At 38.2% G+C, this 26,544-nt stretch carries 25 protein-coding genes and 1 other annotated feature; of the genes, 1 reads left to right on the forward strand and 24 read right to left on the reverse strand.

The annotated features are described in order from the left end of the window. Position 1 precedes the first annotated feature (1 nt). The 6 genes from SK608_RS06575 to SK608_RS06600 form a co-directional block, all read right to left on the reverse strand. Complete coding sequence (locus tag SK608_RS06575; protein ID WP_033677503.1) at positions 2–484, reverse strand: VanZ family protein; 483 nt, start codon at positions 482–484, stop codon at positions 2–4. Next, entirely contained in the window at positions 484–1,569 is a 1,086-nt protein-coding gene (gene rlmN, locus SK608_RS06580; RefSeq protein ID WP_000804760.1) for a dual-specificity RNA methyltransferase RlmN, read from the reverse strand. The genes SK608_RS06575 and rlmN overlap by 1 nt, the downstream gene beginning before the upstream one ends. 20 nt (positions 1,570–1,589) lie before the next feature. After that, on the reverse strand, positions 1,590–2,120 hold the full coding sequence (locus SK608_RS06585; RefSeq protein WP_033677505.1) for a YutD family protein: 531 nt from the start codon (positions 2,118–2,120) through the stop codon (positions 1,590–1,592). Positions 2,121–2,276: 156 nt separating this feature from the next. Beyond that, positions 2,277–2,882: a superoxide dismutase SodA gene (gene sodA, locus SK608_RS06590; protein ID WP_000974733.1), complete on the reverse strand. Its 606-nt coding sequence runs from the start codon at positions 2,880–2,882 to the stop codon at positions 2,277–2,279. Between the two features lie 176 nt (positions 2,883–3,058). After that, the gene (holA, locus tag SK608_RS06595; RefSeq protein ID WP_033677507.1) at positions 3,059–4,096 is read right to left on the reverse strand and encodes a DNA polymerase III subunit delta; all 1,038 of its coding nucleotides are present in this window, start codon (positions 4,094–4,096) and stop codon (positions 3,059–3,061) included. A gap of 32 nt (positions 4,097–4,128) precedes the next feature. Beyond that, the gene (locus tag SK608_RS06600) at positions 4,129–5,064 is read right to left on the reverse strand and encodes a dihydroorotate oxidase (RefSeq protein ID WP_033677509.1); all 936 of its coding nucleotides are present in this window, start codon (positions 5,062–5,064) and stop codon (positions 4,129–4,131) included. Between the two features lie 229 nt (positions 5,065–5,293). Here SK608_RS06600 and gdhA point away from each other — a divergent pair, with 229 nt between their 5' ends. Continuing rightward, on the forward strand, positions 5,294–6,640 hold the full coding sequence (gdhA, locus tag SK608_RS06605) for an NADP-specific glutamate dehydrogenase (protein WP_000199546.1): 1,347 nt from the start codon (positions 5,294–5,296) through the stop codon (positions 6,638–6,640). A gap of 474 nt (positions 6,641–7,114) precedes the next feature. On the opposite strand, the gene SK608_RS11730 is transcribed toward gdhA, so the two are convergent. From SK608_RS11730 to SK608_RS06690, 18 genes are all read right to left on the reverse strand, one after another. Continuing rightward, on the reverse strand, positions 7,115–7,495 hold the full coding sequence (locus SK608_RS11730; protein WP_235202156.1) for a 3'-5' exonuclease: 381 nt from the start codon (positions 7,493–7,495) through the stop codon (positions 7,115–7,117). A 92-nt stretch (positions 7,496–7,587) separates the two neighbouring features. Continuing rightward, complete coding sequence (locus SK608_RS06610; protein ID WP_235202157.1) at positions 7,588–9,135, reverse strand: UvrD-helicase domain-containing protein; 1,548 nt, start codon at positions 9,133–9,135, stop codon at positions 7,588–7,590. A 3-nt stretch (positions 9,136–9,138) separates the two neighbouring features. Then, positions 9,139–11,364, reverse strand: coding sequence for an AAA family ATPase (locus tag SK608_RS06615; RefSeq protein ID WP_033677514.1), 2,226 nt, complete (start codon positions 11,362–11,364; stop codon positions 9,139–9,141). A 12-nt stretch (positions 11,365–11,376) separates the two neighbouring features. Next, entirely contained in the window at positions 11,377–12,147 is a 771-nt protein-coding gene (pezT, locus tag SK608_RS06620; protein WP_033677515.1) for a type II toxin-antitoxin system toxin PezT, read from the reverse strand. After that, on the reverse strand, positions 12,147–12,623 hold the full coding sequence (gene pezA / locus SK608_RS06625; RefSeq protein WP_005590082.1) for a type II toxin-antitoxin system antitoxin PezA: 477 nt from the start codon (positions 12,621–12,623) through the stop codon (positions 12,147–12,149). The genes pezT and pezA overlap by 1 nt, the downstream gene beginning before the upstream one ends. Before the next feature lie 152 nt (positions 12,624–12,775). Beyond that, on the reverse strand, positions 12,776–13,003 hold the full coding sequence (locus SK608_RS06630; RefSeq protein WP_033677519.1) for a hypothetical protein: 228 nt from the start codon (positions 13,001–13,003) through the stop codon (positions 12,776–12,778). Positions 13,004–13,344: 341 nt separating this feature from the next. Next, the gene (gene rplL / locus SK608_RS06635) at positions 13,345–13,713 is read right to left on the reverse strand and encodes a 50S ribosomal protein L7/L12 (protein WP_001196965.1); all 369 of its coding nucleotides are present in this window, start codon (positions 13,711–13,713) and stop codon (positions 13,345–13,347) included. 72 nt (positions 13,714–13,785) lie between these two features. Beyond that, positions 13,786–14,286 carry a 50S ribosomal protein L10 gene (gene rplJ, locus SK608_RS06640; RefSeq protein ID WP_004259693.1) on the reverse strand — a complete coding sequence of 167 codons (501 nt, stop codon included), beginning with the start codon at positions 14,284–14,286 and terminating at the stop codon, positions 13,786–13,788. A 38-nt stretch (positions 14,287–14,324) separates the two neighbouring features. Then, positions 14,325–14,460, reverse strand: a sequence feature (ribosomal protein L10 leader region). 75 nt (positions 14,461–14,535) lie between these two features. After that, complete coding sequence (locus SK608_RS06645; protein ID WP_033677522.1) at positions 14,536–15,795, reverse strand: TRZ/ATZ family protein; 1,260 nt, start codon at positions 15,793–15,795, stop codon at positions 14,536–14,538. A gap of 114 nt (positions 15,796–15,909) precedes the next feature. Then, positions 15,910–17,658, reverse strand: coding sequence for an ABC transporter ATP-binding protein (locus SK608_RS06650; protein WP_033677524.1), 1,749 nt, complete (start codon positions 17,656–17,658; stop codon positions 15,910–15,912). 1 nt (position 17,659) lies between these two features. Next, complete coding sequence (locus SK608_RS06655; protein WP_033677526.1) at positions 17,660–19,384, reverse strand: ABC transporter ATP-binding protein; 1,725 nt, start codon at positions 19,382–19,384, stop codon at positions 17,660–17,662. A 60-nt stretch (positions 19,385–19,444) separates the two neighbouring features. Beyond that, entirely contained in the window at positions 19,445–20,383 is a 939-nt protein-coding gene (gene msrB / locus SK608_RS06660) for a peptide-methionine (R)-S-oxide reductase MsrB (RefSeq protein ID WP_033677528.1), read from the reverse strand. Positions 20,384–20,443: 60 nt separating this feature from the next. Beyond that, on the reverse strand, positions 20,444–20,611 hold the full coding sequence (locus tag SK608_RS11735; RefSeq protein ID WP_050489923.1) for a hypothetical protein: 168 nt from the start codon (positions 20,609–20,611) through the stop codon (positions 20,444–20,446). Between the two features lie 75 nt (positions 20,612–20,686). After that, positions 20,687–21,556: a homoserine kinase gene (gene thrB / locus SK608_RS06670; RefSeq protein WP_033677532.1), complete on the reverse strand. Its 870-nt coding sequence runs from the start codon at positions 21,554–21,556 to the stop codon at positions 20,687–20,689. 1 nt (position 21,557) lies between these two features. Continuing rightward, positions 21,558–22,844, reverse strand: coding sequence for a homoserine dehydrogenase (locus SK608_RS06675; RefSeq protein WP_033677534.1), 1,287 nt, complete (start codon positions 22,842–22,844; stop codon positions 21,558–21,560). Positions 22,845–22,995: 151 nt separating this feature from the next. Next, a complete protein-coding gene (mecA, locus tag SK608_RS06680) occupies positions 22,996–23,733 on the reverse strand; it encodes an adaptor protein MecA (RefSeq protein WP_033677536.1) in 738 nt (245 codons plus the stop codon). A gap of 314 nt (positions 23,734–24,047) precedes the next feature. Beyond that, entirely contained in the window at positions 24,048–25,082 is a 1,035-nt protein-coding gene (gene tarQ, locus SK608_RS06685) for a teichoic acid biosynthesis protein TarQ (protein ID WP_033677538.1), read from the reverse strand. Further along, positions 25,075–26,544, reverse strand: coding sequence for an O-antigen polysaccharide polymerase Wzy family protein (locus SK608_RS06690; RefSeq protein ID WP_033677541.1), 1,470 nt, complete (start codon positions 26,542–26,544; stop codon positions 25,075–25,077). The genes tarQ and SK608_RS06690 overlap by 8 nt, the downstream gene beginning before the upstream one ends.

Below are 26,544 nucleotides of genomic sequence, written 5' to 3' on the forward strand. Positions count from 1 at the left end.
ATTAATTCCTTATCTTGTTTTTATGTAATCGTTTATAAAGTAGCCAAGCCAGATAGCCACCCAAGGTATTGGTCCACAAATCATCAATCTCAAAGACGCGATTGAAATCAAAGAAAAAATCTAAGACCAACTGCGTACACTCGATTCCAAGACTCACTAGAAAACTGAAAAAAATCACTTTTCTTGTCTTACGCAAGTTTGGAAGGAGATAAAGGAGTTGGAGAATCAGAGGAAAAAGCAAGAAGACATTGAGGATATTTTGTAGAAAAATCCAACATAATTGTCCTATGTCACTCACCTCACCCAGTTTCCAGAGAGAATTGAAAGGAGTCAAAAGAAAAACCAGGCGTCCAAGATGCTGAATACCTGGAGTTTCCACCCCCACGGGAGATTGTTCTTGAGGAGTAAAGCAAAAATAGACGATACAAATGCTATAGAAAATGACTCCCCAGACCAAAACATGATTATAAGTTTTCTTCATCATTAAGGATTGACTGCTGCGACTGCTTTCTGGCGGTCACGTTTCATTGTATTAGAACGCAATTGTCCACAAGCTGCATCAATATCAGTACCATGCTCTTGACGAACCACGCAGTTAACCCCTTTTTTCTTAAGCGTATCATAGAAGGCCAGGACGCGCTCTTTAGGACTACGGCTATATTGGTCATGCTCACTAACTGGGTTATAAGGAATCAAGTTGACATAAGACAATTTCTTGATGTTCTTAAGCAATTCAGCCAATTCTAAGGCTTGTTCTACACCATCATTAACTTCATTGAGCATGATATACTCAAAGGTCACACGGCGATTCGTTGTCTCAATGTAATACTCAATGGCTGCGAAAAGCTTTTCAATCGGAAAGGCACGGTTAATCTTCATGATACTTGAGCGCAGTTCATTATTAGGTGCGTGAAGGGAAACGGCAAGATTGACCTGAACTCCTTCATTAGCAAAATCACGAATTTTATGGGCCAAACCTGAGGTTGAAACCGTAATGTGACGAGCACCGATGGCCATTCCCTTGTCATCGTTGATAGTACGGACGAAATTCAAGACATTGTTATAGTTATCAAAGGGCTCACCGATTCCCATGACAACGATATGGCTGACGCGTTCATCCTGACCACGCTCATCAAAGTATTTCTGAACCAGCATGATTTGCGCTACGATTTCACCGTTATTGAGGTCACGTTGTTTCTTAATCAAACCAGAGGCACAGAAGGTACAACCGATATTACAACCGACCTGAGTGGTCACACAAACAGATAAACCGTAGTGTTGACGCATGAGTACTGTCTCAATCAGCATTCCATCTGGCAATTCAAAGAGATATTTAACTGTCCCATCAGCAGACTCTTGAACGATACGTTGTTTCAAGGGATTAACCACAAACTGATCATTGAGCTTAGCAATCAAATCTTTTGACAGGTTAGTCATCTCTTCAAATGACTGGACACGTTTACGGTAAAGCCATTCCCAGATTTGATCTGCACGGAATTTCTTTTCTCCCTGCTCCAAAACCCATTCCTGCATGGTTTGACGTGTTAAACTATAAATTGACGGTTTCATTTCTTCTCCTTATTCTCTACTCACTTCTGACGAATGACAAAATGACGTTGTCCCTTGTCCTCTTTCTGAGAATGCTGGTCTTTCTGACGACGTCTATTTTTCTTATCTGCATTCGGTTTTCGTTTGGTTTGAGTCGGTTTCTTTCCTTTTTTAGAAGGTGTTTCTTCTTCCTTCTTACGCATTTTCTTGTCAAATGATGCTCGCTTAGGGGCTTCATTTTCTAGGACAAAATAGGCACAACCATAACTACAATACTCTAAAAGGTAGTCTTGTAAACGACTGATTTTTTCAAGTTTTTCTTCTGTTCGGTCATCCTTGTAAAAACCTCGTAGGCGAAGCTGTTCATTGCTCCAATCTCCCACGATATAATCAAACTTGGTTAAGACTTCTGAAAAACGCTGATTAAAAGCCGTCACATCAAAGGCATCCTTGATATTTTCCACCAAGGAAAAAGCTATCCCTTCCGTTTCAACCTTGTCCCCGTGTAAATGGAACTCAGGACCAGGAAACTTGTTATAGTTGTATAATTCAGGTGCAATTTCTTTTCGCATAGATATCCTTTTTTCACGATTACTTAATACTTTATTCTACCATAATTTCTAGCACTTAGCACGTTTCTCATAAAAATGAAAAAAGTCTGACGATTTTGTCAGACCAAAATAATATAACCTTAAAAAGAGAAGAACAATTCTTCCCTCCAACTATCATTATTTAGCAGCTGCGTACAATTCATCTACTTTGTTCCAGTTGATTACTGAGAAGAAAGCTTTGATGTAGTCAGGACGCACGTTGCGGTATTTCACGTAGTAAGCATGTTCCCAAACGTCCAAGCCCAAGATTGGTTTTTTGCCTTCTGAGATTGGTGTGTCTTGGTTTGCTGTTGAAGTCACTTCAAGCTTCCCTTCTTTGTTGACAACCAACCATGCCCATCCTGAACCGAAACGAGTTGTTGCTGCTGCAGTGAAGGCTGCTTGGAATTCTTCAAATGAACCAAATGTTGCATCGATTGCTGCTGCCAGTTCTGCTGAAGGAGCTGTTTTCTCAGGAGTCATCAATTCCCAGAAAAGAGCATGGTTCAAGTGTCCACCACCATTGTTAATAAGTGCTTGACGGATATCAGCTGGGATAGATTCTACATCAGCAAGCAAGGCTTCAAGGTCTTCACCGATTTCAGGGTGTTTTTCAAGAGCTGCATTGGCATTGTTGACATAAGTTTGATGGTGTTTGTCATGGTGCAAATGCATTGTTTCCGCATCGATGTATGGTTCCAAAGCGTCGTATGCATATGGAAGATCTGGTAAGATAATAGCCATCTGTAATACCTCTTTTTCTTTCTATATGAAAATGATAACGCAAACATTCACTTTTTTCAAGTTTTTTGCTTATAGATAAGGAAATCACTGAAATACTTTCTAATAAAACAAGCAAATCAGCAAGAAACCCACGACAAGATAATTTTGACGCGGGTTAAAAAAATTTTCAGATAGGATTAATTTGCCTGACTAGCAATCTGTAAGAGTGCCTTTTCAAAAAGGAAACTCTTTTCATAAAGACCTGTTTTAATCTGATAGTCTGTCTCAATCAAATAGGAAATAGCTTGCTTCAAAAAGCTCAAGGAAAGTCCTCGTGAATCCCTAAGCGCAAACTTAATCTGATAGGGATTTGGATTGCGTCCTAGATAACTGCCTAAACTATTTGCAATCTGCGCTTCTGTTTGACCAGACTCTGCCAAAATCTTCACCTGAGTAAAAGTCCGAAATTGTCCCAGCATGACTGCAATCAGTTTGATTTCATCTTCTCCTTGCAAGGTTAAGTCTCTAACCAAATCGCGCGCCTGGTCCATCTTTTTAGTCAGAATAAACTGAGTTAAATCAAAAATATTATCCTGTATGGTCTTAGGAATAGCATTGACAATATCTTCTTCCTCGATAATAGAATCTGCCTTATAAGATTGTAAAAAGAGGAGATTTTTCTGGATTTCGCTAAATTGAAAACCAGATTTGATAAGGAGATTTTCAAAAGAATGATTGGCAAACTGCAGACCTTGTTTCTGACTCCACTTTTGGAAATACTGGCGCAATTCTTGCTCTTTAGCTTCTACTGCATCAAAAACCTTGGCATCACGCTTAAGTAATTTAACCAACCGTCTTTTGCTATCCAGTTTTCCTTCTGCAAAGATTAACAACTTGGTTGTTGGAGAAGGATTGTCAAGGTATTCCTCAAATGACTTGAGCTCATCATCTGTCAAAAAGCGTTTCTTGGCAGTTGTGATATCGACAAAATGGTCTAATATCACGATTTTCTCATCCGCAAAGAAAGGAAGGCTGACCAGCTCCAGTTCAACATCCTTGTAAACTACTTCTTTCATATCAAAGTAGGCAAAGTTGAGGTCAGCAGAATCATAGCCAATCTGTTTCAACACTTGACTCTTCATCACTTCAAACTGACCCTGGTCTGTCCCTGTAAAAAGGCTCAGGCTCGATAAATTTGATAAAGTCAACTTCTGGCTTTCTTCAATGGCTAGCATCTTCTCTCCTTTCTTCTGATTTTTTAATGAATTTAGTCGATATAGCGTAATTTCCCACGGAAATCTTCTAGGCTTTCGTACCCTTTTTCCGCCATGATTGCTTTCAGTTCATTGGTAATACGATCAAAAGCACCAACTCCTTCTTTGTGAAGGGTGGTCCCCACCTGCACCATACTTGCTCCACAGAGGATATGTTCAAAGGCATCACGACCAGTCAAAACGCCACCTGTTCCGATGATTTGGATTTGAGGATTTAAGCGTTGATAAAAGGCATGAACATTAGCTAGAGCAGTCGGTTTGATGTACTCTCCACCAATCCCACCGAAACCATTTTTAGGACGAATAACGACGGACTCATCTTCTAAATATAGGCCGTTTCCGATAGAGTTAACGCAGTTGACAAACTTGAGCGGATATTTGTTGAAAATAGCTGCCGCTTGGTCAAAGTGAACAATGTCAAAATATGGTGGCAATTTAATTCCAAGAGGTTTGGTGAAGTAGGCAAACACCTCTGCCAAAATCCGGTCGGTTGTCTCAAAATCATAGGCAATCTGAGGTTTTCCTGGCACATTTGGACAAGAAAGGTTTAGCTCAGTCAGACCACAAAATTCACTCTCTTGGACTTTTTTCAAGATAGTATGGGTTTCCTCTGGAGACATACCGACCAGAGATAAGAAGAAAGTTCGGTTTGGCTCCTTTTCCTGCAAATCCAAAAGGTAGTCCAAATAATAGTCTAAGCCATTATTCGGCAAGCCCATAGAGTTGATAGAACCAAGTGGAACATCTTGATAACGTGGTTCAGGATTTCCCTGACGAAAGTCCAAGGTCGCTGTCTTTGTGACAAAGGTTCCTGCAACTGAGTTTTTAACCCCTTCTAGCTCCTCTATCGTCATACAAGCCACACCCGCCGCATTCATCAAGCAGTTGTCAAACTCAAAACCAGCAATTTGTGTTTTCGTTGATACCATGATTCTGATCCTCCAGATTCCTTTTATTGCTAATATTATACCATATTTTCAGATTTTCTCTTTAAGAAAGGCATTTATAAGAAAAACGTTCGTTTTTTATCTACTTTCAAAAAATCCCAAAAACTAAATTGAAAGAATTTTTAGAAAATTTTTGTTTTTTCTCTTTACAGTTAAAAAAAATTCTGCTATAATGACACACATAATTAAATTAGAATTTAAGGAGAACGATATGACATCTGCTAAAGAATATATCCAAAGCGTGTTTGAAACTGTAAAAGCTCGTAACGGGCACGAGGCTGAATTCCTCCAAGCTGTTGAAGAATTTTTCAACACTTTAGAACCTGTATTTGAAAAACACCCTGAGTATATCGAAGAAAATATCTTGGCACGTATCACTGAGCCAGAACGCGTGATTTCTTTCCGTGTTCCTTGGGTTGACCGTGATGGAAACATTCAAGTAAACCGTGGTTACCGTGTTCAATTCAACTCAGCTGTTGGACCATACAAAGGCGGACTTCGTTTCCACCCAACTGTTAACCAAGGGATTTTGAAATTCCTCGGATTTGAACAAATCTTCAAAAACGTCTTAACTGGACTTCCTATCGGTGGAGGTAAAGGTGGATCAGACTTCGATCCTAAAGGTAAAACAGATGCAGAAGTGATGCGCTTCTGCCAAAGCTTCATGACTGAATTGCAAAAACACATCGGACCATCACTTGACGTACCTGCTGGTGATATCGGTGTTGGTGGACGTGAAATTGGTTACCTTTACGGTCAATACAAACGCCTTAACCAATTTGATGCTGGTGTCTTGACTGGTAAACCTCTTGGATTTGGTGGTAGCTTGATTCGTCCAGAAGCAACTGGTTATGGTTTGGTTTACTACACTGAAGAAATGCTCAAAGCTAACGGTAATAGCTTTGCTGGTAAGAAAGTCGTTATTTCAGGTTCTGGTAACGTAGCTCAATACGCTCTTCAAAAAGCGACTGAACTTGGTGCAACTGTTATCTCTGTATCTGACTCAAATGGTTATGTCATCGATGAAAATGGTATCGACTTCGATCTTTTGGTTGATGTTAAAGAAAAACGTCGCGCTCGTTTGACTGAGTATGCAGCTGAGAAAGCAACCGCTACTTATCATGAAGGTTCTGTATGGACTTACGCTGGAAACTATGATATCGCGCTTCCATGTGCGACTCAAAACGAAATCAACGGTGAAGCAGCTAAACGTTTGGTTGCTCAAGGCGTTATCTGTGTATCTGAAGGTGCCAACATGCCAAGCGACCTTGAGGCCATCAAAGTTTACAAAGAAAATGGTATCTTCTATGGACCTGCCAAAGCTGCCAACGCTGGTGGTGTAGCCGTTTCAGCTCTTGAAATGAGCCAAAATAGCCTTCGCCTTTCATGGACTCGTGAAGAAGTTGATGGCCGTCTCAAAGACATCATGACAAACATCTTCAACACAGCTAAAACAACTTCAGAAACATACGGTCTTGATAAAGACTACCTTGCAGGAGCTAACATTGCTGCCTTTGAAAATGTAGCAAACGCTATGATTGCACAAGGTATTGTTTAAGATTCATTTGCTTAATCCTCAATCGCTTCGATTGGGGATTTTTATGTTGAGTTAAACGGTTGGGAATTTCTAATTAAATGAAATAAAACCTGGATAAATTGATTGCGGAATTCAAACCAATTTCTAACATATTTCTAGAAATTAATTTGACTTTCCTAATCGATTTGTACACATTTATTTCAATTTACTATACTTACTTGACCCTTTTTATACTCAATGAAAATCAAAGAGCAAACTAGGAAGCGAGCCGCAGGCTGTACTTGAGTACGGCAAGGCGAAGCTGACGTGGTTTGAATTTGATTTTCAAAGAGTATTAAACAAAAAGAAAAACCGCTAATCCTAAAAATAGCGGTTTAATCATGTTTTTAAGCTACTAATGTAGTCACTCTAATATCTAGTTTTTTTAATACCTTATACTATACGTTTTATTGATTTTAAAGATTTTTTACCCAACCTCTCTAATTCTAATAAAAATTAGTTTGTGTTTATATATTTAATATCATCAAAAATACTTTCAATATTTTCTAATATACTTTCTTGTAAACTACAAATATAAATTACATGAAGATTTAATTTAGCTCTGGAACAAGCAACGTAAAGCAAATTACGAACTTCACTAAAGCGTTTATCCAAGCAATCTGGATTCCCATAATTTTCAAAATAATATTTACAATAATCATTTTTTCTAGCAAAATTATCTTGTAATACAACAACTACATTATCAAATTCTAATCCCTTAGAACCATGCAAGGTATAGTAACTAATACTCTCTTGTTTCGTATCATCAAAAATATAATTATACCACTTGATAAATTGAGAAATATCTAGATTAAAAAATTCATCAATAACTGTCATTTCTCTTTCTGATTCCTCCGAATCTTGAGAATAGTAAAAATAATCATAAGCACGATTCTTTATATTCAAAAAAATGTTCTCAGCAATATCATCTAATGAAAATATTTTTTTAGAATATCATTACCTGAGATTGGTTCCTGAATATTTGCAATTTCATCAATGCATCTATCAATTGTTAATGTAGATAGGTTAGGCTCTCTCAAATTACCAATAAATTGCTTCATTACTGCAAATGTTAGTTTTGGTTTATTCGATGTTATAAACTGAATAATCTCCCTAACCGTTGAATTATCATCCCTTACCTTTTGAATGAAGTCTATGAAAGTTAAAATCTCTCTCAAAAACCATCCCATATGCTGTAAATTTTTCTGTAAAAATTCATTAGACACATTCTCAAAGTTAACACCACTAAATCGAGGGAACTTTTTCAATACTGATAATATTTCATCAAAACCTCTTGCTTTGGAAATATCATCATTTTTCATAAGAAGACAGGCCGTATTATTAATCAGGTGATTTTCCTGTAAAAAAGTATCTATATTAAAATCATCACCTGAGATATAAAAATTATAAGATCCATTATCAAAATCAGTATATATAGATTGCTGCCCAAAATTGTCGTTTCTAATTTTTTCAATCAACTCTACTATTTGCATAGAAGAACGCCGATTGAAGACTTTCTCAATACTCTTATACTCTTCTTTTTTGGGAAGAATCCCCACTCCCGAACCATAAATATTTTGCAAGGAGTCGCCAAAAAATCCTACTACTAACTTTTTCCTAGAATTTGAATATTCCCTGATACTATCAATAATAGCAACAACTTTTTCATCTGTATCTTGGTACTCATCGATTAAAATATATGGATACCTATCCGAAAATAATCTCTTTAATATATCTTTATTAGTAATTATATTTTTACAGTAAAGTAATAATGTGTCATGACTAATGACATAATTTTCAAGTTTATCACGGTTTTGAACTGGATTATAAATAATTTTTTTAGATTCTTTATCCTCAATATCCTTCAATGTTTTTGATAATCTACTCTTTTTATTAATGTCCTTAACCAGATTTTTAAAATTAGAAATATTACTGAGATAAGTCTCAAAGTAAGTATCATAATTTTTCATTGCATCTCTAAAATCTCTAGCAGAAATACCGTAATAACTATAAAAAGTTTTTATAAAATCATCCTTACAAACAACATTTTGAAATTCAGGCAGAACCACATTACTAGAAAGAGAATTTTCATTTATTTTACAATCAATAGCATGGAGTTCATCAATTATTTTATTCTTATGTTCTATAGTTAGTGACTCTTGCTGAATAGAAATAAATTCCCATAGAAATTCATGAATTGTAGAGACCAGTATAGCAGAATTTTTACCAAGCCGACTAAGAATCTCATCTTTTGCGGCATTAGTGTAAGTGATACATAAGATTTTTTGATTTCGTAATTTTAAATTTTCTCCCTCCGTCTTCAAAATATGTTCAATTGACTTTTGTAATGCATAGGTTTTCCCTGCACCAGCACCGGCATCAAAACAAAAACTCTCAAAGTTATCTAAACATTTATTAATTTTTTCCTGAATATCTAACTCTAGTTGTTTATTTTCTGGACTAATCGTATATGTCATAGTTTACTCCTTAAAATAACTACAAAGTGAGTTCAAACCTGATTCAATATACTGAGGTTGTTTGAGGCTAAAGTCGTCATCAGTTTCAGATAAATATACAATCCCAGTAGAAAATCTTGATTTTCCATCAGATAATTTAACTTGATACATATAAGATTTATCGGCTATTTCTGATGTTTCATCAATATCACCAAAATACTTCATATTAGGATGGACATATTGTAGTGCTTTAATCAAGGATTTCTTGTATTTATTTTCATCTTCGTTTCCTGCATTTGTTAAAACAATTGCCTCCTCAAAACTAGTCGCGTAATATCCATTTATTTTACCTTGAGAATACATTGAAATATTTTCACAAATAATAACTAACTCATCTTTATCAGCAAGCATTTCAATTAACTTTGGATTAATTTTGTCATATTTTGCCTTTTTATCATTTAGTTCTTTTTTTATAAAATATTGTAGAGTACCATTTGTAGTCAAACACTCCGTTGAATTTGCATATTGAATATTTAAATCATTAATATTGTATGAAAGGATCTCAATCTTTTCCCCGTCTTCATCTTTCTCTTTTCTTTTCAAATCCATATCTGTAAAAATAACAGTTTTGATTCCTAACAAATCTAATAAACTCACGAACTGATGAGCATAGGCGCCATCAATTCTATAAACTTTAATATGATGATTTTTTAATATTGGATGTTTATCAATTTCATATCTTAAATAGGTTTCTTCTGAAACACCTTCAACTAAAATGGCTGCATCAGCAAAGAAAATGTCTGACACCTCTAGCCTTAAATATTTCTTGATATATTCATAAGCTTTTTTGTCAATATCTACACCAGATACTATTGCGTCATCACTTATGTTTTTTATAATATTATTTACACCTGCTTGACCTAGATAACTAATATTATTTAGAGTGTTTCCTGATTGAATCTTACTGTTTAAAATATGGGTTGAGTGAGTTGTGATGATAATTTGAAAGGTATCTAGTTGTTGTTTTTTGCCTAGTAATGTCGCAATTGCTTTTGAAATATTTTTTATAAATAACTCTTGCATCTGTGGATGCATAAATGACTCTGGTTCTTCAATACAAAGAATATTTACTGAACCATTAATATCTTTCTCACTGTATAGCTCAATATAATCAACAATCTTTGCGATAATTACCATCAAATTTGTATACCCCATACCAAACTGGCTCTCAGGTATGTTGTTATTTCCCTCTTGGTACTCATAAATAATACTATTTGCAAAAATTTTCTCTAAAGTTACATCTGGATGTAAATTCATCTTTAGATTCTTAGTTGATTCAATACTAGACACGGCGCTTTGAAGAATATCCTTTATATTGGCATCAACCATCCCCTTTACTAGATAATTAATACCACCAACTAAACTATTAATCTCTTCAATATCATTATTTTTTATATAAGTTGAAACTATTTTGTTGTAAGCTTGCGAAAGTGTCTTGTCATTTTTAACCGTATTCGCTTCTATTGTATCCACCTTAAACAATGAAGATAGAGAAAACTCTTTAGCTGGCTCCTCTCTTCCTATAGGATAAAAATTTAATACAAAGTAATTACTGCTAAATAAAGCTAAAAATTGTCGATATTGAAGCTCTTTTTTATATAGTTCATCGTACTGTTGACTATCATTAAAATAGCTAGTCTTAATTTTAACCAGATCTTCTAAAAAAGCTACTTCATCCACAACTTCATACTTAACATCGATAGTCACTTCAGAGATCTCTTGATTTTCATGAGTTTCAACTGCCTCTATACCACTTAAAATTAATATATCTTCAAAATTTGAAATCAAATCATTGCCATCATCAATTCCTAATATCAACTGAAATTCTAGTTTAGGAAAATGAGATTTATCAATATTTTTTATCTCTTCTTCAGATTTATTGACAATATTTTCATGATACCAATCTGATAATATTTTTAAATTAAAATCGGTGTATTTGAAAATACTACGACTACCTGACTTGCTATTTTGTAGTGTATTTAATAATTTGACAATTGTACTTTTACCAGAATTATTTTTACCTACAATTAATGATGAACTTTTTGATATATACTCTTCTGTTATATTTAACTTTTGCATTTCATCTTCATCGCCTGACATTTCTGGCCATTTGCTATGAGCGAAGTTAATTACCTGAACCTCTTCGCCATATTTTCTATAATTTTTTATTGATAAACTTTTTAAATACATAAAAATTCTCTCCTATTTTGGGGTTCTCATACTTAACTCTCTCAACCGTTCCTGTCCCACCTTCAACATCTCTTCCTCAACTTTACTCCATTTACCGAAGAGAGATTCTTGAAGTACTTCTGCTGCGGAGCCTTTAGCCATTTCGAAATCGTAGATACAAGTCCTATCTCTTTGATAAATTTGAATACGGTCAAAGAGATGTTCGCCTTCTAACTCTCTTAGGTTATCAACCAAATGCTCTACAATACCATCATGATGTTCTTTTGGAGTTGCGCGTGCTTGAGTTGGATTGATAGAGTACAGTTCTTCGTACCGGATAAGGGTACTCAGATAAGACAGCTCAGGCTTTGTCGCAATTAAGGCTAATTGTACTTCATATCCCTTATTTTTCAATAGTTGTGCTGTTTTCTTTGGAACATCAATAGTACGTAAAGTTCCCTCAATCAAAAGATTGTATCTCAAATGACTCAATTCTCTTACTAAAGACTCCACCATTTTTCCTGCAAAATCTTTGGTGTATTCAACACTGTCTTTGCCATATTCTTGCTGAAGTTCTAAATAGTGTGGATGCTGAGAACGAAAACTATCGCCATCTATGATAACAATATTTCCTTGAAATTCTTTCTGTTTAATACGATGAATTGTAGTCTTGCCAGCACCACTTTGCCCTCCAAGCAAAATCGCTACAGGTTTCTTACTGGACTTTTTTCCTCTTGTCAGAGAACGAAGATTCCGTGCTAAAGCATGTTTGAATTCACTATCAGTATAATCTTGGATTTCCATTAAGCTACCATCCGCTTTTCAGATATCTCTAACATACGTTCAATTCCATCCAAATAGCCGCTATATCTCTCTATTTCATCAAAAGTTTCTACTAAATAGATATTCGTATGAATCAAGTCAGATAGATCATCACTCATTAAAATCCAAGGATTAGATTCATCATCAACGCTAATTCCCTGACTATCTTGATAACGATAGAGTCGAGATAATAGATTAGCACCTCTTTCTTTCACAATTTCAATTTTTAAAGTCAATTCATAATCTTCAACAGGATTGAGCATTTTATCTTCTCCTACGATATCGACATAAGATACATTAAACTTCTGACAAATGATGTCTATTAGTTCCGTAGAGACTGAACTCGTTCCATTTTCATACCGACTCAAACTATTACGTGAAATACCTACAATCCGTGCAAATTCGGGTTGGGTTAAGTCATGTGTTTTACGTAAGGATTTTATGTTCTTTCCAATCATAGCAAACTCCTTTATTTTCATAAATCCATTATAGCATAAAAAAGCAAAACGCACCAAAAATGGTGCGTTATTTCTTGTTTTTCTAGCCTAAACTTTACTTCTAAAAAAGCCACCTTAAAGAGTAATTCCTTTTTCGGTGGCTTTTCAAAATACTATACATTAAAATACTCTTGTTTAATTTTTGTAAGCAAATTGTTAGCAACAGAAGTTACACCAACATGCATCAGTTCAGGATCAGAATAATCTAGATTACGAGCATAGCCTTCTGCAACAGTCTGAGCAATACGCTCATCCAATTTATAATTGGAGTCTTCTAATAGCGCTTGAAATAATTCTGAACTATATAGTTTAATACTATTTTCCAATGATACTACTGCCATTTTTGTAACTCCTCTCCTATTTTTGATTGATAAACCTTCTTTATTTTCATTATATCACAAAAAGATTGGTTGTGAATGGATAATTGTTTAAAAGAATAGGGTTTTCTAAACTCAGCAAGCATTTCTTCTTTTGTAATTTCATTCTGACGAAAACGAGCTAAAGCTTGGGTTGTATTGTCATCAGTCTGGACACCATAGATAAAAGAAAAACCCTGCCAAATTAATTTTTGGTAGGGTTTTTGGTAGGAAACTAAATTAATTTATCAGTTTCTAAAATGTGTTCACGATTCTAAAAGGCTGATACTATAGTATTCCGAATGCTAATTGGTATATGCCTCTTATTATTTAAGAGTAACTGAAGCTCCAGCTTCTTCCAATTTAGCTTTGATTTCTTCAGCTTCTGCAGTTGCAACACCTTCTTTAACAAGTGCTGGTGCACCGTCAACAAGTTCTTTAGCTTCTTTAAGACCAAGACCTGTGATTTCACGTACAACTTTGATAACGCCAACTTTTTTGTCGCCTGCAGATGTCAATTCAACGTCGAATGAATCTTTAGCAGCACCAGCGTCAGCAGCACCAGCTGCAGCAACAGCTACAGGAGCAGCTGCAGTTACACCAAATTCTTCTTCGATAGCTTTTACAAGGTCGTTCAATTCAAGGATTGAAGCTTCTTTAATTTCAGCAATAATGTTTTCAATGTTCAATGCCATTGTTATTTCCTCCAAATATGTTTTAAATTTATAATAGATTTTCGTAGCTAGGCTACGCTGCGTAGCTTAAGATTAAGCTGCGTCTTCTTTGTTGTCTGCAACCGCTTTGACTGCAAGAGCAACGTTGCGCACTGGCGCTTGAAGTACAGAAAGGAGCATAGAAAGAAGTCCTTCGCGGTTTGGAAGAGTTGCAAGTGCAAGAATCTCTTCTTTAGATGCGACAGCGCCTTCGATTGCACCACCTTTGATTTCAAGTGCTTCAGCGTTTTTAGAAAAGTCGTTTAAGATTTTCGCTGGTGCGATAACATCTTCGTTAGAAAATGCTACTGCAGATGGTCCAACAAATACTGATGCAAGTTCTTCAAGACCAGCTTTTTCAGCTGCACGACGCAAAATTGAGTTTTTAATGACTTTATACTCAACTTCGCTTCCACGAAGCTCACGACGAAGAACTGTATCTTGCTCAACTGTTAAACCACGAGCGTCTACAACGACGATAGATGCAGCAGCTTTCATTTTTTCAGCTACTACGTCAACTAGTTCCGCTTTTTTAGCAATAATTGCTTCACTCATTAGTGTGTTCACCTCCGTTATTATTTTGCTTGGGGAAATTTTTCAAAAGAAAAACGCGCCCAAACCTAGACACGAAAGTACAATACGCTTCTTTTTACATGATACGTTTTGTCCTCGGTAGGATATTTATGAGTCGAGCTCCCCTACTGTCTTAGGCAGTTTTTTCAAACCGTATATAAGTATAGCATAGTCAAAAAAAGAATGCAAGATTTTTGCAAACTTTTTTAAACTTTTTTCGTAATTTTTCTTTTAAAGTTCTACTGTCAGTACTTGGCCTTGCTTAACAACCTGTTCTCCAGCGATATAAACATCATCAACATCACTGGATTTAACAGCATAGACTAGGTGAGAGAGCATATTTTCCTGAGGTTGGAGATGAATTTTGCCTTGTGGTTGAATAACGAGAAAATCTGCTTGCTTGCCGACTTCTAGACTTCCTATCTGATTTTCCATTCCTAGGATCTTAGCCCCTTCGATTGTCAGAGCCTTGAGGGCTGTTTCGATTGGGAATTGGCTGGCATCCCCACTTTTCATCTTCTGAAGAAGGGCTGCAGTCCGTCCTTCCTCAAACATATCTAGATTGTTATTGGAGGCAACCGAATCCGTCGCAATTCCGACTGCTACTCCTGCTTTTTGCAGTTGAATGATAGGAGCAATCCCTGATGCCAGTTTGAGGTTACTAATAGGATTGTGGGCAATAGACACTTGAGAAGTTGCCAAGCGTTCAATTTCTCTCTCGTTTAATTCGACCCCGTGAGCAAAGACAGACGGATGATCTAAGTAACCCAGTTCTTCAAGAAAGGCGAGGGGGCGTTTGCCGTATCGTTTCAGGATAATGCCTGACTCCTCCTTGGTCTCCGCCACATGGATATGGATTGGAATAGCAAGCTCTTTTGCCATTTCCATGCTCTCTTCCAGCAAATCTTTACTACAGCTGTAGGGAGAATGTGGGGCTACCATCACCTTGAAATTTGGATTTTCATATCCTATGATTATCTCAATAATAGCTCGTGTTCTGCTTATAGTTTCAGCAGTCGTCTCTGCCTCTGAAGAAAAAAGAGTCGGTGAGAAATAACAACGCATCTTGGAATCTTTCACGGCCTGATAAATCCTCTCAATATCCACACCATTGGGATTATACATATCATTAAAGGTTGTTGTTCCTGACTGGAGCATCTCTGTCAGAGCTTCTTTAACCGCCTTAGTAGTCATGTCGGGAGTAAACTCAGCTTCTGCTGGCCAGATATAGTCATTGAGCCATTCATGAAGATTACTATCATCTCGGACTCCTCTCAATCCTGTCATAGCAGAATGGGTATGGCAATTAACCAAACCAGGCATAATCCAGGCTCCCTGATAGTCTATAATCTGCTCAGCTTGCTCTAAAATCTCTGACTTCTCTTGACCGACATAGACGATTTGAGAATCCTTAACTGCTAAGATTCCATTCAGATAAACATGGAAATCTTTGTCACAAGTCACGATATTTACATGCTGAAAGACTTTCATTATAGGCTCCTTTTCTAAAAGACAATTTACAGTGAATAATTTTTCTAGCTATTGTAACAAAAAAGTCACCCGAAGGCAACTTTTTTCGTCCATAAACTTTCAAAAGAGAATGGCTTATTCAGAGATAAAAACTGCAGCTTGCTGCATTTGGTAATACTTGCCCTTCTTAGCCATAAGGGCATGATGGTTCCCATACTCAACAATGTCGCCATCCACCAAGACAAGAATCAAATCTGCATCCTGAATGGTTGACAAGCGGTGGGCAATGATAAAGCTTGTACGCCCCTTCATGAGTTTAGCAAAGGCATCCTGAACCAGCACTTCTGTCCGCGTATCGATGGAAGAGGTTGCTTCGTCTAAGATAAGAATCTTAGGGATAGCTAGAAAGACTCGGGCTATGGTCAAAAGCTGGGTTTGACCGACAGAGAGAGATTCTCCAGCATTTTCCAACTTGGTATCGTAACCCTGCGGTAACTGTTGGATGAAAAAGTCTGCATTGGCTGCTTTGGCAGCAGCAATCACTTGCTCCCGACTGGCATCAGGATTGCCAAAGGTAATATTGTCATGTATAGTCCCTTGCTTGAGCCAGGTTTCTTGAAGCACCATGCCAAACTGCTGGCGTAAGGAGACACGACTATAGTCATAAATGGATTTCCCATCTAGCAAGATATCTCCTGAGTTAATAGGATAAAAACGCATGAGGAGATTGATAAGGGTTGACTTGCCAGCACCTGTCGGACCAACAATAGCCACCTTGCTACCAGCTGGAATATCAATAGATAAATCCTTAATCAAAATCTTTTCAGGATGGTAGCCAAAAGAAACCTGGTTAAAGGAAATAGCTCCCCTAACTTGGTCACTGGTCAAGACTTCCTTACCACTTTCAGCCACCTCAGGACTTTCTAAGACAGCATAAACACGCTCTGCGCAAGCGAGAGCACTTTGCAACTCAGCTAGCACTGAAGAAATATCGTTAAATGGCTTAGTGTACTGTTGGACATAGTTCAAAAAAGTCACTAAACGCCCAATGGTCAAGGTGGACCCCATCATGATACGATAAGCTCCTACTCCAGCTAGAAGGGCATAAATGAGCGCATTGACAAAGCGAGTCGAAGGATTAACCGTTGAAGAATAAAAGATAGCTGACTGCGAATAACCTGCGTAGTTGTCATTAGCCTCACGCAGCCTTTGGATAAAATCTTCTTGAGCATTGAAGGACTGGATAATGGTCTGCTGGCTAAGCGATTCTTCAATCAACTGTGTCTGAATTCCCCTAGTCTCTGTTTGCTTTTGGAAGAGATGATAGGATCTCTTGGCAATAAAGCGTGAGATGACCATGGATAGTGGAGTCAACAGCAAGACCAAAAGAGTCATGAGGAGATGAATTTGAAGCATGGCTAGAATGCTGACTAAAATCATCAAGACACCAATGAAAAATTGGTTAAAAATCATGGTCAAACCAGCTGATAACTGTTCTATATCCGTAGTTACACGACTAACCATCTCTCCACTGCCTTGCTGATCCACAAAAGCAATCGGTAACCGATGGAGCTTCTGGATGATTTGCTCTCGCAAGTCTCTGGTATAAGAGAAGATTAGGCGATTATAGAGAAGAGGATTGACCCACTGTACAAGGGTATTTCCTATGACCACCAAGATCATTTGGAGAAAAATCTGCCAAAAAACTGGTGAAGAGCCCGTCACTAGGACTTGGTCGATGACCTGCCCAATCAGAATAGGTAGATAGATCGATAAGCCAACTTGGGCAATAGTTCCTAGAAAGGCTAGGAAAAGGAGGAAAGGATGACTTGCTAAATCTATGGCTAAACGTTTGAGCGTCTGGTTTGCGTTTTGTCGTCTCATATTAGTCCTCCTTTCCATGTTGGGATGCATTGATTTCACGATAGACTTGACTGGATTTCATCAAGTCCTCGTGCTTGCCGATAGCTAATAGATCACCTTTTTCTAAGAGGAGAATCTGGTCAGCCATCTGTAAAGTCGAGGTTCGTTGAGAAATCAAAATTAAGCTCGTATTTGGCAGGTTCTCTCGAATAGCTTTCAAGAGTTTGGACTCAGTGATAGTGTCCAGTGCCGAGGTAGCATCATCTAAGATGAGAAACGGAGCCTGGCGCAAGACTGCCCGTGCGATAGACAGCCTTTGTTTTTGACCTCCCGAGAAATTTCGCCCTCCTGCCTCAACTAGAGCATCCAAGAGTTCTTCCTTATCACTAACAAAATCCTTTGCTTGCGCAATTTCCAAGGCCTGCCAAAGTTCTTGGTCCGTTACTTCGTGATTGAAACCTAGAGTCAAGTTGGAACGAATGCTTCCCTTAAAGAGTTCGACTTTTTGAGGCACATAGGCAATCCAAGACCGCCACTGCTCCAAATTAAGAGGACTACGTCCATTTCGATAAAGGTCAATGCTCCCCTTGTCTGCTGGGTAAAGTCCAAGTAAGACTTGCACCAAGCTTGATTTACCAGAACCTGTTCCCCCAATGATACCAAGGATTTGCCCTTGCTGCACATCAAAGGAAATGTCTCTCAAAGAAGGCTGGGCTGCATCAGGATAGGTAAAGGTCAGTTCTTGGACTTGTAAAACCTGATCACTGCTAGCTTGCTTTTGTTCTAATTCTGAATGGATGTCTTCTGGAGCTTCGGCAAAGACTTCCTCGATTCGCTTGGCTGAGATGTAGGACTGGTTGAGGGAATTGATCAGCATGGCGAGCTTGACCAATTCCACCAAGATCTGCAAGAGGTAGTTGATAAGGGCAATAAGAGCACCTTGACTGAGTAAACCTCCTTGAATTGAAATATAGCCTTGCCAGATAATGACGAGGAGAGTTCCATTGACAATCAGATAGGTCAGAGGTGTTAATAAACTAGACCAGAAACCTGTCTTTTCTTGTAATCTAGCATAGACTTGGTTAAGGGTTTGAAAAATTTGTAACTCTCGTTTTTCTTGACCAAAAGCACGGATAACTCGCATCCCTTGTAATTGCTGGCGTGTTTCCTGAACTAGTTGGTCCGTTTTCTTTCTGAGACTACTGTAGAGAGGATTGACTAGTCGAGAGAGCCCTACAATGACAATGGTCAAAATGGCAACCATGACTAAAAACCAGAAAGTCAGCTCAGCTGAGATTCGATAAGCCATAAAGATAGCCCCAAAAACGATAATAGGCGCTCGCAAAAAGAGACGCAGGAATTGATTGATACCAGTCTGAATCTGGTAAGTGTCCGAAGTCAAGCGAGTCACCAAACTAGAAGTTGTCAAACGGTCTCTACTGTCCTTAGGTAAGGAAAGAATATGACGATAGAGATCATCTGTCAGTCCTTTGGCAAATCCAACCGCAGCCTTAGCTGAGTAGAACTGGGCTATTAAAGCCACTACAACACCAATTACTGCAAAGATAAGGAGCAGGCCAATCTGCATCCAGAGATGACCTTGATTTCTTTGGGGCAAGGATTGGTCAACAATCCCAGCAATCACCATAGGAACTAAGAGCTCAAACACAGCTTCTAGTAGCTTGAACAAGGGTGCTAAAATTGATTCCTTGATGTAGGGTTTAAAGTAAGATAATAGGTGTTTCATAAATCCCTTCTATTCGTATTCTAGAAATGAAGAAAGTGGGAAGCACCCACCATCTCTGTTTTATTTGTTTAAGTAAGGTAATAGATAGCCATATCCTGCTTCTTCCATCTCATCCTTGGCCACAAAGCGCAAGGAAGCAGAATTGATACAGTAACGGAGGCCACCAAACTCACGCGGTCCATCTGTGAAAACATGACCCAAGTGAGCATTGCCTGACCGAGAACGAACCTCGATTCGCTCCATTCCATGGCTCATATCCTTGTAATAATGAATCAATTCCTTGGAAATCGGACGGCTAAAACTTGGCCAACCACAACCTGAGGCAAACTTATCCTTGGCAAAAAAGAGTGGCTCACCTGTCGTGATGTCTACATAAATTCCCTCTTCAAAGGTTTGGTCATAGGCATTGGTAAATGGAGCCTCTGTAGCAGCTTCTTGGGTAACACGATAGGATTCTTCAGATAAACTGCCCTTTAACACCTCTTGACTAGGCTTTTCATAGTTAGAGGCATCAATAAATGGCTTCTCAGCATCGGTCACATCGATATGACAGTAACCTGAAGGATTCTTCTTAAGATAGTCTTGGTGGTAATCTTCAGCCAGAATATAGTGGCGAAGTTTCTCCACTTCTACTGCAATCTTTCGACCTAGCATGCGCTCCTGCTCCTGCACCACTGTGTAGATAGCTGGCAAGTCTGCTTCATCTTGGTAATAAATCCCAGTACGATATTGACGACCACGGTCATTCCCTTGTTGATTGATGGATAAAGGGTCGATAACTCGAAAATAATAGAGCAAAATTTCTCTAAGTGACACTGCTTTCTCATCGTAAATCACTTGAACCGTTTCTGCATGGTCTGTTTCCTTGAGCAGCTGGTAATTGGTTATTTCGACTTGCCCATTAGCGTAGCCGACACTGGTTGCTAGCACTCCAGAAATTCGTGAAAAATACTCCTCTAAGCCCCAAAAACAACCTCCTGCTAGATAAATTTCTGCCATCTTTATTTCTCCTTTATCAAGTTTTTAACTAATACTCTTCGAAAATCTCTTCAAACCACGTCAGCTTACATCTGCAACCTCAAAACAGTATTTTGAGCTAACTTCGTCAGTTCTATCCACAACCTCAAAACACTGTTGTGAGCTGACTTCGTCAGTCTTATCTACAACCTCAAAGCAGTGCTTTGAGCAACCTGCGGCTAGCTTCCTAGTTTGCTCTTTGATTTTCATTGAGTATAAACTTCTTTTCAAAAAAAGGATAGGAAGCCCTCTGGTCAAGAGTTTCCCCATCCTATCTTCTATTCTTTATTTTGCTTCGACACGGACACCTTGGGTATCAACCTTCAAGTCATGAAGTTTTCCTTTGAAGGGTTGCTTTTCCAATTCTGCCTTAATCGTTGGCATCTTGTCATGAGAAGCCAAAACCATAACTGTCGGCCCAGCACCAGAGAGGTAGGTTGCATAGGCACCATTGTCTTTGGCTACTTGCTTAATCGTCTCAAACTCTCTCACTAAGTCCTGACGATAGCGCTCGTGGAAGAGATCCCCCTCGATTGCTTGCCCAGCTGTCACCATATCTCCTGCCAACAAGGCCGCAACCGCCACATTGGCGATAGAACTAGCTGCAACAGCTTCCTTGTAAGACAATTTCTTAGGCAAGACGCCACGGCTGTCTCGAGTACGCAATTCATAGTTTGGAATGTAGGCTAGGAAATCACATTCTGGGAAGTCTGCTACGATAGCAGAAACTTGTCCATCAACGGAACTTGCAATAACGAGATTACCATAAATGGCCGGAGCTACATTGTCAGGGTGTCCTTCAATCTTAGTCGCCAACTGCAATTTTTCATGATCAGACAGGTTGAGCTGACCCAGTTGGTTGGCTAGTTCAATCCCAGCTACAATAACCGAGCTGGAAGAACCCAAACCACGCGCCAAGGGAACATCACTGGTCATTTTCAAGCGTCTTGGCTGCAAATCTGGTACAATTTGCAAGGCAATTTTTAGTAAGAGATTACGCTCATCGTGTGGAATCCATTTGCCAATCTGGTGTTCAATCAACCACTCATCTCGTTCTTCACATACCTCAATTTGAAGATACTTGGTTACAGCTACACCGACCGAGTCAAAACCTGGCCCGATATTGGCACTGGTTGCAGGTACAATAATCTTCATCTTATTCTCCTAGCACCTTGAAGGTATTTAAGAGGTCGAATTCTGAAACCTTCTTCAATTCAGCTGAGACATTTTCAAGCTGGGCTTTATTAATCTTGTGTGTGATGATCACAACACGCGCCTTGTCACCTTCTTTTCCATCTTGGAGGATTTGCTTGAAGGAAATATCTTGAGCATTGAAGATTTCAGCCAATTTCAAGACCTGACCTTTTGAGTCTGGCGCCAAGATTGAGAAGTAGTAATTTGCTTTGACATCTTCTGGATTTGCCAAGACCAAGTCACGGCTGTATTCGTTGAAGTCTTTACCGATGGTACCGTCATTTAAGCGACGAACGATACGAACAATATCCGCTACAACACTTGTTGCAGTTGGTTTTTGACCCGCACCTGGTCCGTAGTACATAGACTCGCCGATACCGATAGATTCTACAAAAACAGCGTTCATTACGCCATTCACACTGGCAAGTGGATGCGCTTTAGGAAGGAAGGTTGGAGTCACTTCTGCAGCAATTCCTGAAGGAGTTTCCTCAATAGAACCAACCAATTTCACTACATAGCCAAGGTCTTGAGCCACAGCTACGTCTTCTGGTGTGATGTTGCGGATTCCCTTGTGGGCCACGTCGTCAAAAGCGACCTTCATGCCAAAGGCAAATTGGCTCAAAATCACCATCTTGTAGGCTGCATCAATCCCATCTACGTCATTTGTCGGGTCACTTTCTGCAAATCCTAGACGTTGCGCTTCCGCAAGAGCATCATCGTAAGACCAGCCTTCTTCCACCATCTTGGTCATCATGAAGTTAGAAGTTCCATTGACTACACCAAGCACGCGCGTAATTTTATCAGAAGCCAAGGAATTTGCCAAGGTACGAAGAATTGGAATCCCACCAGCTACTGCTGCTTCGTAGTAAAGTGCTACCTTATTAGCTTGAGCGATTTCTAACAATTCTGCCCCATGGACAGCCAAAAGGTCCTTGTTTGCAGTAACAACGTGTTTGCCAGCCTCCAAGGCACGAGTGATAAAGGTTTTAGCTGGTTCGATACGCCCCATCAATTCCACTACGATGGTAATGTCTTGGTCTGACAAAATGTCATCCACATTGGTTACAAAGTTAAAGTCATTCCCTGCTGCAAGCAAGCGATTCTTTTCATCTTCATCCTTGACCAATACCTTGGCAACTTCAATCTCTGAATGTGCTGATTGATTGATTTTTTCTCCATTTTCCTTTAGGAGGAAAGGCACACCACTTGCAACGGTACCAAATCCTAGTAAAGCAATTTTAACTGTCATGTTTGTCTCCTCGAAATTTTCTAATATAGCCATTATAACAGAATTTTGTGAAAATTCCTATTATAGTAAATCACTATTTCAGTCTAGAAAAGAAAAAACGAATCTGATGATTCGCTCTTCTTAAAATCTAGAAATAGCTTTCCAGAAATGATTATCCAATCTTTTGCAGATTAATCACCGCATCGTGATTCATCAACACTTGACCATACTCCTGCAAGACTGAACGACTGATGTCACTATCGTCTGCAAACTCTCGCATACGAGCCAACAGCCAAGCTGGATATGGACTTGGATGATTTTCAATATCCACTAAAATGGTCAAATAATAGCGCTCATTCATCTTGTAGAGTTCAGAAGTTTCCATCTCAAAAGTCACTGTCTGGGCAAAAGCAACCAAGTCAGCTAATTTTTCAAAAGAAAGGATGTAGTAGATGTACGGCTCTTTCTTGCTTTCAGCTTCTTGTTCAGTCTGTTCCTGCTCTTCTTCCTTGGCTTCGACTTGCTCTAGAGATTGAATGGCTTCGATATCATCTTTGGTTTTGTCTGCGATGCTTTTTTCTAAAGTTTTAATAAACTCATCCGGCGACATTTGAGCCAATTCTTCCATATCTGGTAAATCCGATAAGTCTTCAAAATCTAGATTTTGGTCAATCTTTGATTTGGTTACAAAGACATCGACCTTATCAGGTTTTGGAGTCACACGGAAGCTCAACATACCTGTATCCAAAAAGCTTTCAGGCATCTCTAACTCATCCAAGATAGCATAAAAGAACTCTTCTGTTTTTTCTTGAGGAACGAGAAAGTCAGCAATCTCCATGCCACGATCCATCAAATCCTCTAAAGACATCGTGATTTTCAAAGTTGTATCACTAATTTGTTTCATTTTCATTGCTAGTAACCTCATACTTTCAGTTCTATCTATTATACTAGATTTTTACGATTTTATCAAAAGAAGGCTCCTCTGTCGGGATAGATTTTCCCTAGGGTAACTTCTGTAGAAGACTCTAATACTCTTCGAAAATCTCTTCAAACCACGTCAGCTTTATCTACAACCTCAAAGCGGTGCTTTGAGCAACCTGCGGCTAGCTTCCTAGTTTGCTTTGTGATTTTCATTGAGTATAAGAGAAAATTTCTGCAAACAAATAGAAAAAGCCTCCAAAATCGGCTCTTGTCCGACTTTGAAGACCTAATACATCAGAAAGCTTATAGTTTAAAGGTTGCTACACCGAGGATTGAGCGATTTAAGTTTCGAAGAATTTGAAGACTTTGCTCAAACTTCTTATAACGAGTCACTCCGTACTCTTCAACAAGAAGGACTGTATCTCTTTCCAAAAGCGATGGCACATCTTGTAAATCGACAAAATGCATTCCTTTTAAAGACTCTTGATTTTGTTTCAATTTATCTAGGATAGCTTTGTTTGAGCTAACGATGGTCAATTCCTGTCCAGCATTTTTGTATGACAAGACATCTGCTAGGTTGGCAATTGTTGTAATCTCTGTTACAAAATCAATTTGATACTGAGAAAAATCACCTGCTCTATTGATTGTTGGATTAAAGAGATAAACCAATACATTTCCCATCACAACCAAAATCACACATATTACTCCAATAACAGCTAAACGGAGAATCAAATTCTTCACATTTAATCCAAGCGCTGTCTCACCATTTGCATTCAATTCTTTAGAGTTGATGGTTTCCAATTTTTCAATTTTTACATTTGCATAAGTGTGTTTAAATTTCTCAATCAATCCATCAAATTTTTTCTCCAACAAATCATTGACATCTTTACTTGGTGTCAAAATTTTCACACCAACCCCTGCATCGTCAATCATATAGTAGACCGTCAATTTTTTCCACCAATAGTCATTAGTTGAATTTTTCAAGGTTGTTTCTGTCGTATCCAATTCACTGGCCATTTTTTTCAACTCACTGGGCTCTACATCATTGAAAAGATAAGCTCCATTCAAATTCCCATCAATCAATTTCCCATAAAAATCACTATAACCACCAATTTGATGATTCAAAATCGTTTTGGCTGAGTCTTCTGGAGGAGTGATTTTATAGCTAAGATAAGTTGAATAACTTGTTGTATCTTTGACAGTATTTTTATTCCTAACTGCTTTAATTGTAAATGGTACAGCAATAAGAGCAAATAAAGCGATGAGAGCTAAAATATTTGCTTTTCGTTTTTTGTAAAGATTTGCAAACAAATCAGCTACTGAATAATGTTCAAACATGATTTTTTTCTCCTTTGTTTAGTAGATACTGGTTCTCTTTTGTAAGCATTTTCGCTACAAATATAATCACAAGAACAATTCCCCAGAATTGCATTGTAAATAGATTGAAGAAACTTTCTGAAAAGCTACTTCTAGGCATAAAGAATAGATTATTCAAGATGAGTAGGGACAAGGCAAATAGGATTGTTCTTGAACGATAGGCTACTTGCAGCATGGCTATGAATAACATACCGAGTAAGAGACTAAGTAGAAAGACTCCTATCATACCATAGTCTGTATACAACTCCATGATATAACTACTTCCGATACCATGTCCTTTCAAGTATTCCTTGTTCAAAACAAGATAGGATAAATTGTGGGCATAACTATTACTATCAATAGCTAGTTCCACACTATTGGTTGTATGTTCAAATGCTTTTCCTCCAAAAATGGCCCCCAAACTCCCCCTTGCAAAATAATCAAGAACAGGACCAAAAGTAAAATTACGGAAATCTCGGTAAGGGAGGCTACTGTTAAATAGAAAACCTCGAGCCAAAACACCAAAACTGGTTCCTTGTTTATAGATAAAGTCAAGTAAGATATCCCAGAAACCTGTATGGGAAACTTGAACATTATCCCGTACATAATTGAGCACTCCCATCGCTAACATGAGAATAGGAGAACCTACAAAAATCGCTAACTTTTCTTTAAATCCAATCCATTTTCCTTTTTCGGTTTGCTCCCGCATAAAGTAATAAACAAAAGCAAATAAAATACTTAAAATAAAAGGATTTCGCGTCCCAATTGCCAAATGAATGGTATTAGCTGCAATAAAGGAGACAAGCACTGCTGTGGCCTGCCATTTCTTTGGTTTGGTTGCCAGATACATACACATTGCGTAGACCGTAAAGGTAGACAAGATGTAGGTAATATAAGGCAGTTTACTTTCAAAATTTGCATAGTAGGCATAGTAGGAAGTCTGCAAACGATACAGGAGTCGTTCAAATAACCGAATGAAATAGAAAGGATAGGTTAGAAGAAAAACTCCTAGTGATACAAAGCGCAACCGCTTGATGTAAACATCTTTTAGAGAACTTCCTATCTTGGGTACTTGTATCTTCTTTCTAGCTATAAAATAGCGAGCTAGGAGCCCTCCTGTGGTCAAGCCCAGAATCGAAACCATGACGACTATAAAGGCAAAACGATAGGCTATGGGATGATAGGTATCCAAAGCACCATCCCTAAAGTAATCAATGGTCGGCCTTGATACCAGAAATACAAAAATAGTTAAAAAGAAAATAAAATGGATTAAGTAATACTTGATATCATTCCAACAAGCAATTAAGCTACTAACCAGTAAGAACAATAAAGTAGAAAGCAAGCTAACATTGTTATTATTAAACAGATACACAATTCCACTTACTAGCGTCAAGGCATAGCTGACTATGGTCAAACTAAATAATAATCGTTTCCCATCAATCAC

Source organism: Streptococcus mitis subsp. hohhotensis, assembly GCF_000722775.1.
In the GTDB taxonomy this organism is placed as follows: Bacteria; Bacillota; Bacilli; order Lactobacillales; family Streptococcaceae; genus Streptococcus; species Streptococcus carlssonii.

Excerpts from the sequence above, each read along its gene's own strand:
- SK608_RS11735 (WP_050489923.1), bottom strand. The coding sequence starts at position 20,611 with ATGAAAATCAAAGAGCAAACTAGGAAGCTAGCCGCAGGTTGCTCAAAG.
- rlmN (WP_000804760.1), bottom strand. The coding sequence starts at position 1,569 with ATGAAACCGTCAATTTATAGTTTAACACGTCAAACCATGCAGGAATGG.
- holA (WP_033677507.1), bottom strand. The coding sequence starts at position 4,096 with ATGCTAGCCATTGAAGAAAGCCAGAAGTTGACTTTATCAAATTTATCG.
- pezT (WP_033677515.1), bottom strand. The coding sequence starts at position 12,147 with ATGGAAATCCAAGATTATACTGATAGTGAATTCAAACATGCTTTAGCA.
- SK608_RS06675 (WP_033677534.1), bottom strand. The coding sequence starts at position 22,844 with ATGACAGTTAAAATTGCTTTACTAGGATTTGGTACCGTTGCAAGTGGT.
- gdhA (WP_000199546.1), top strand. The coding sequence starts at position 5,294 with ATGACATCTGCTAAAGAATATATCCAAAGCGTGTTTGAAACTGTAAAA.
- SK608_RS06655 (WP_033677526.1), bottom strand. The coding sequence starts at position 19,384 with ATGAAACACCTATTATCTTACTTTAAACCCTACATCAAGGAATCAATT.
- rplL (WP_001196965.1), bottom strand. The coding sequence starts at position 13,713 with ATGGCATTGAACATTGAAAACATTATTGCTGAAATTAAAGAAGCTTCA.
- SK608_RS06575 (WP_033677503.1), bottom strand. The coding sequence starts at position 484 with ATGATGAAGAAAACTTATAATCATGTTTTGGTCTGGGGAGTCATTTTC.
- msrB (WP_033677528.1), bottom strand. The coding sequence starts at position 20,383 with ATGGCAGAAATTTATCTAGCAGGAGGTTGTTTTTGGGGCTTAGAGGAG.
- rplJ (WP_004259693.1), bottom strand. The coding sequence starts at position 14,286 with ATGAGTGAAGCAATTATTGCTAAAAAAGCGGAACTAGTTGACGTAGTA.
- SK608_RS06600 (WP_033677509.1), bottom strand. The coding sequence starts at position 5,064 with ATGGTATCAACGAAAACACAAATTGCTGGTTTTGAGTTTGACAACTGC.
- SK608_RS06610 (WP_235202157.1), bottom strand. The coding sequence starts at position 9,135 with ATGACATATACGATTAGTCCAGAAAATAAACAACTAGAGTTAGATATT.
- pezA (WP_005590082.1), bottom strand. The coding sequence starts at position 12,623 with ATGATTGGAAAGAACATAAAATCCTTACGTAAAACACATGACTTAACC.
- tarQ (WP_033677538.1), bottom strand. The coding sequence starts at position 25,082 with ATGTTTGAACATTATTCAGTAGCTGATTTGTTTGCAAATCTTTACAAA.
- SK608_RS06630 (WP_033677519.1), bottom strand. The coding sequence starts at position 13,003 with ATGGCAGTAGTATCATTGGAAAATAGTATTAAACTATATAGTTCAGAA.
- sodA (WP_000974733.1), bottom strand. The coding sequence starts at position 2,882 with ATGGCTATTATCTTACCAGATCTTCCATATGCATACGACGCTTTGGAA.
- SK608_RS06645 (WP_033677522.1), bottom strand. The coding sequence starts at position 15,795 with ATGAAAGTCTTTCAGCATGTAAATATCGTGACTTGTGACAAAGATTTC.
- SK608_RS11730 (WP_235202156.1), bottom strand. The coding sequence starts at position 7,495 with ATGACAGTTATTGATGAATTTTTTAATCTAGATATTTCTCAATTTATC.
- SK608_RS06585 (WP_033677505.1), bottom strand. The coding sequence starts at position 2,120 with ATGCGAAAAGAAATTGCACCTGAATTATACAACTATAACAAGTTTCCT.
- thrB (WP_033677532.1), bottom strand. The coding sequence starts at position 21,556 with ATGAAGATTATTGTACCTGCAACCAGTGCCAATATCGGGCCAGGTTTT.
- mecA (WP_033677536.1), bottom strand. The coding sequence starts at position 23,733 with ATGAAAATGAAACAAATTAGTGATACAACTTTGAAAATCACGATGTCT.
- SK608_RS06650 (WP_033677524.1), bottom strand. The coding sequence starts at position 17,658 with ATGAGACGACAAAACGCAAACCAGACGCTCAAACGTTTAGCCATAGAT.
- SK608_RS06615 (WP_033677514.1), bottom strand. The coding sequence starts at position 11,364 with ATGTATTTAAAAAGTTTATCAATAAAAAATTATAGAAAATATGGCGAA.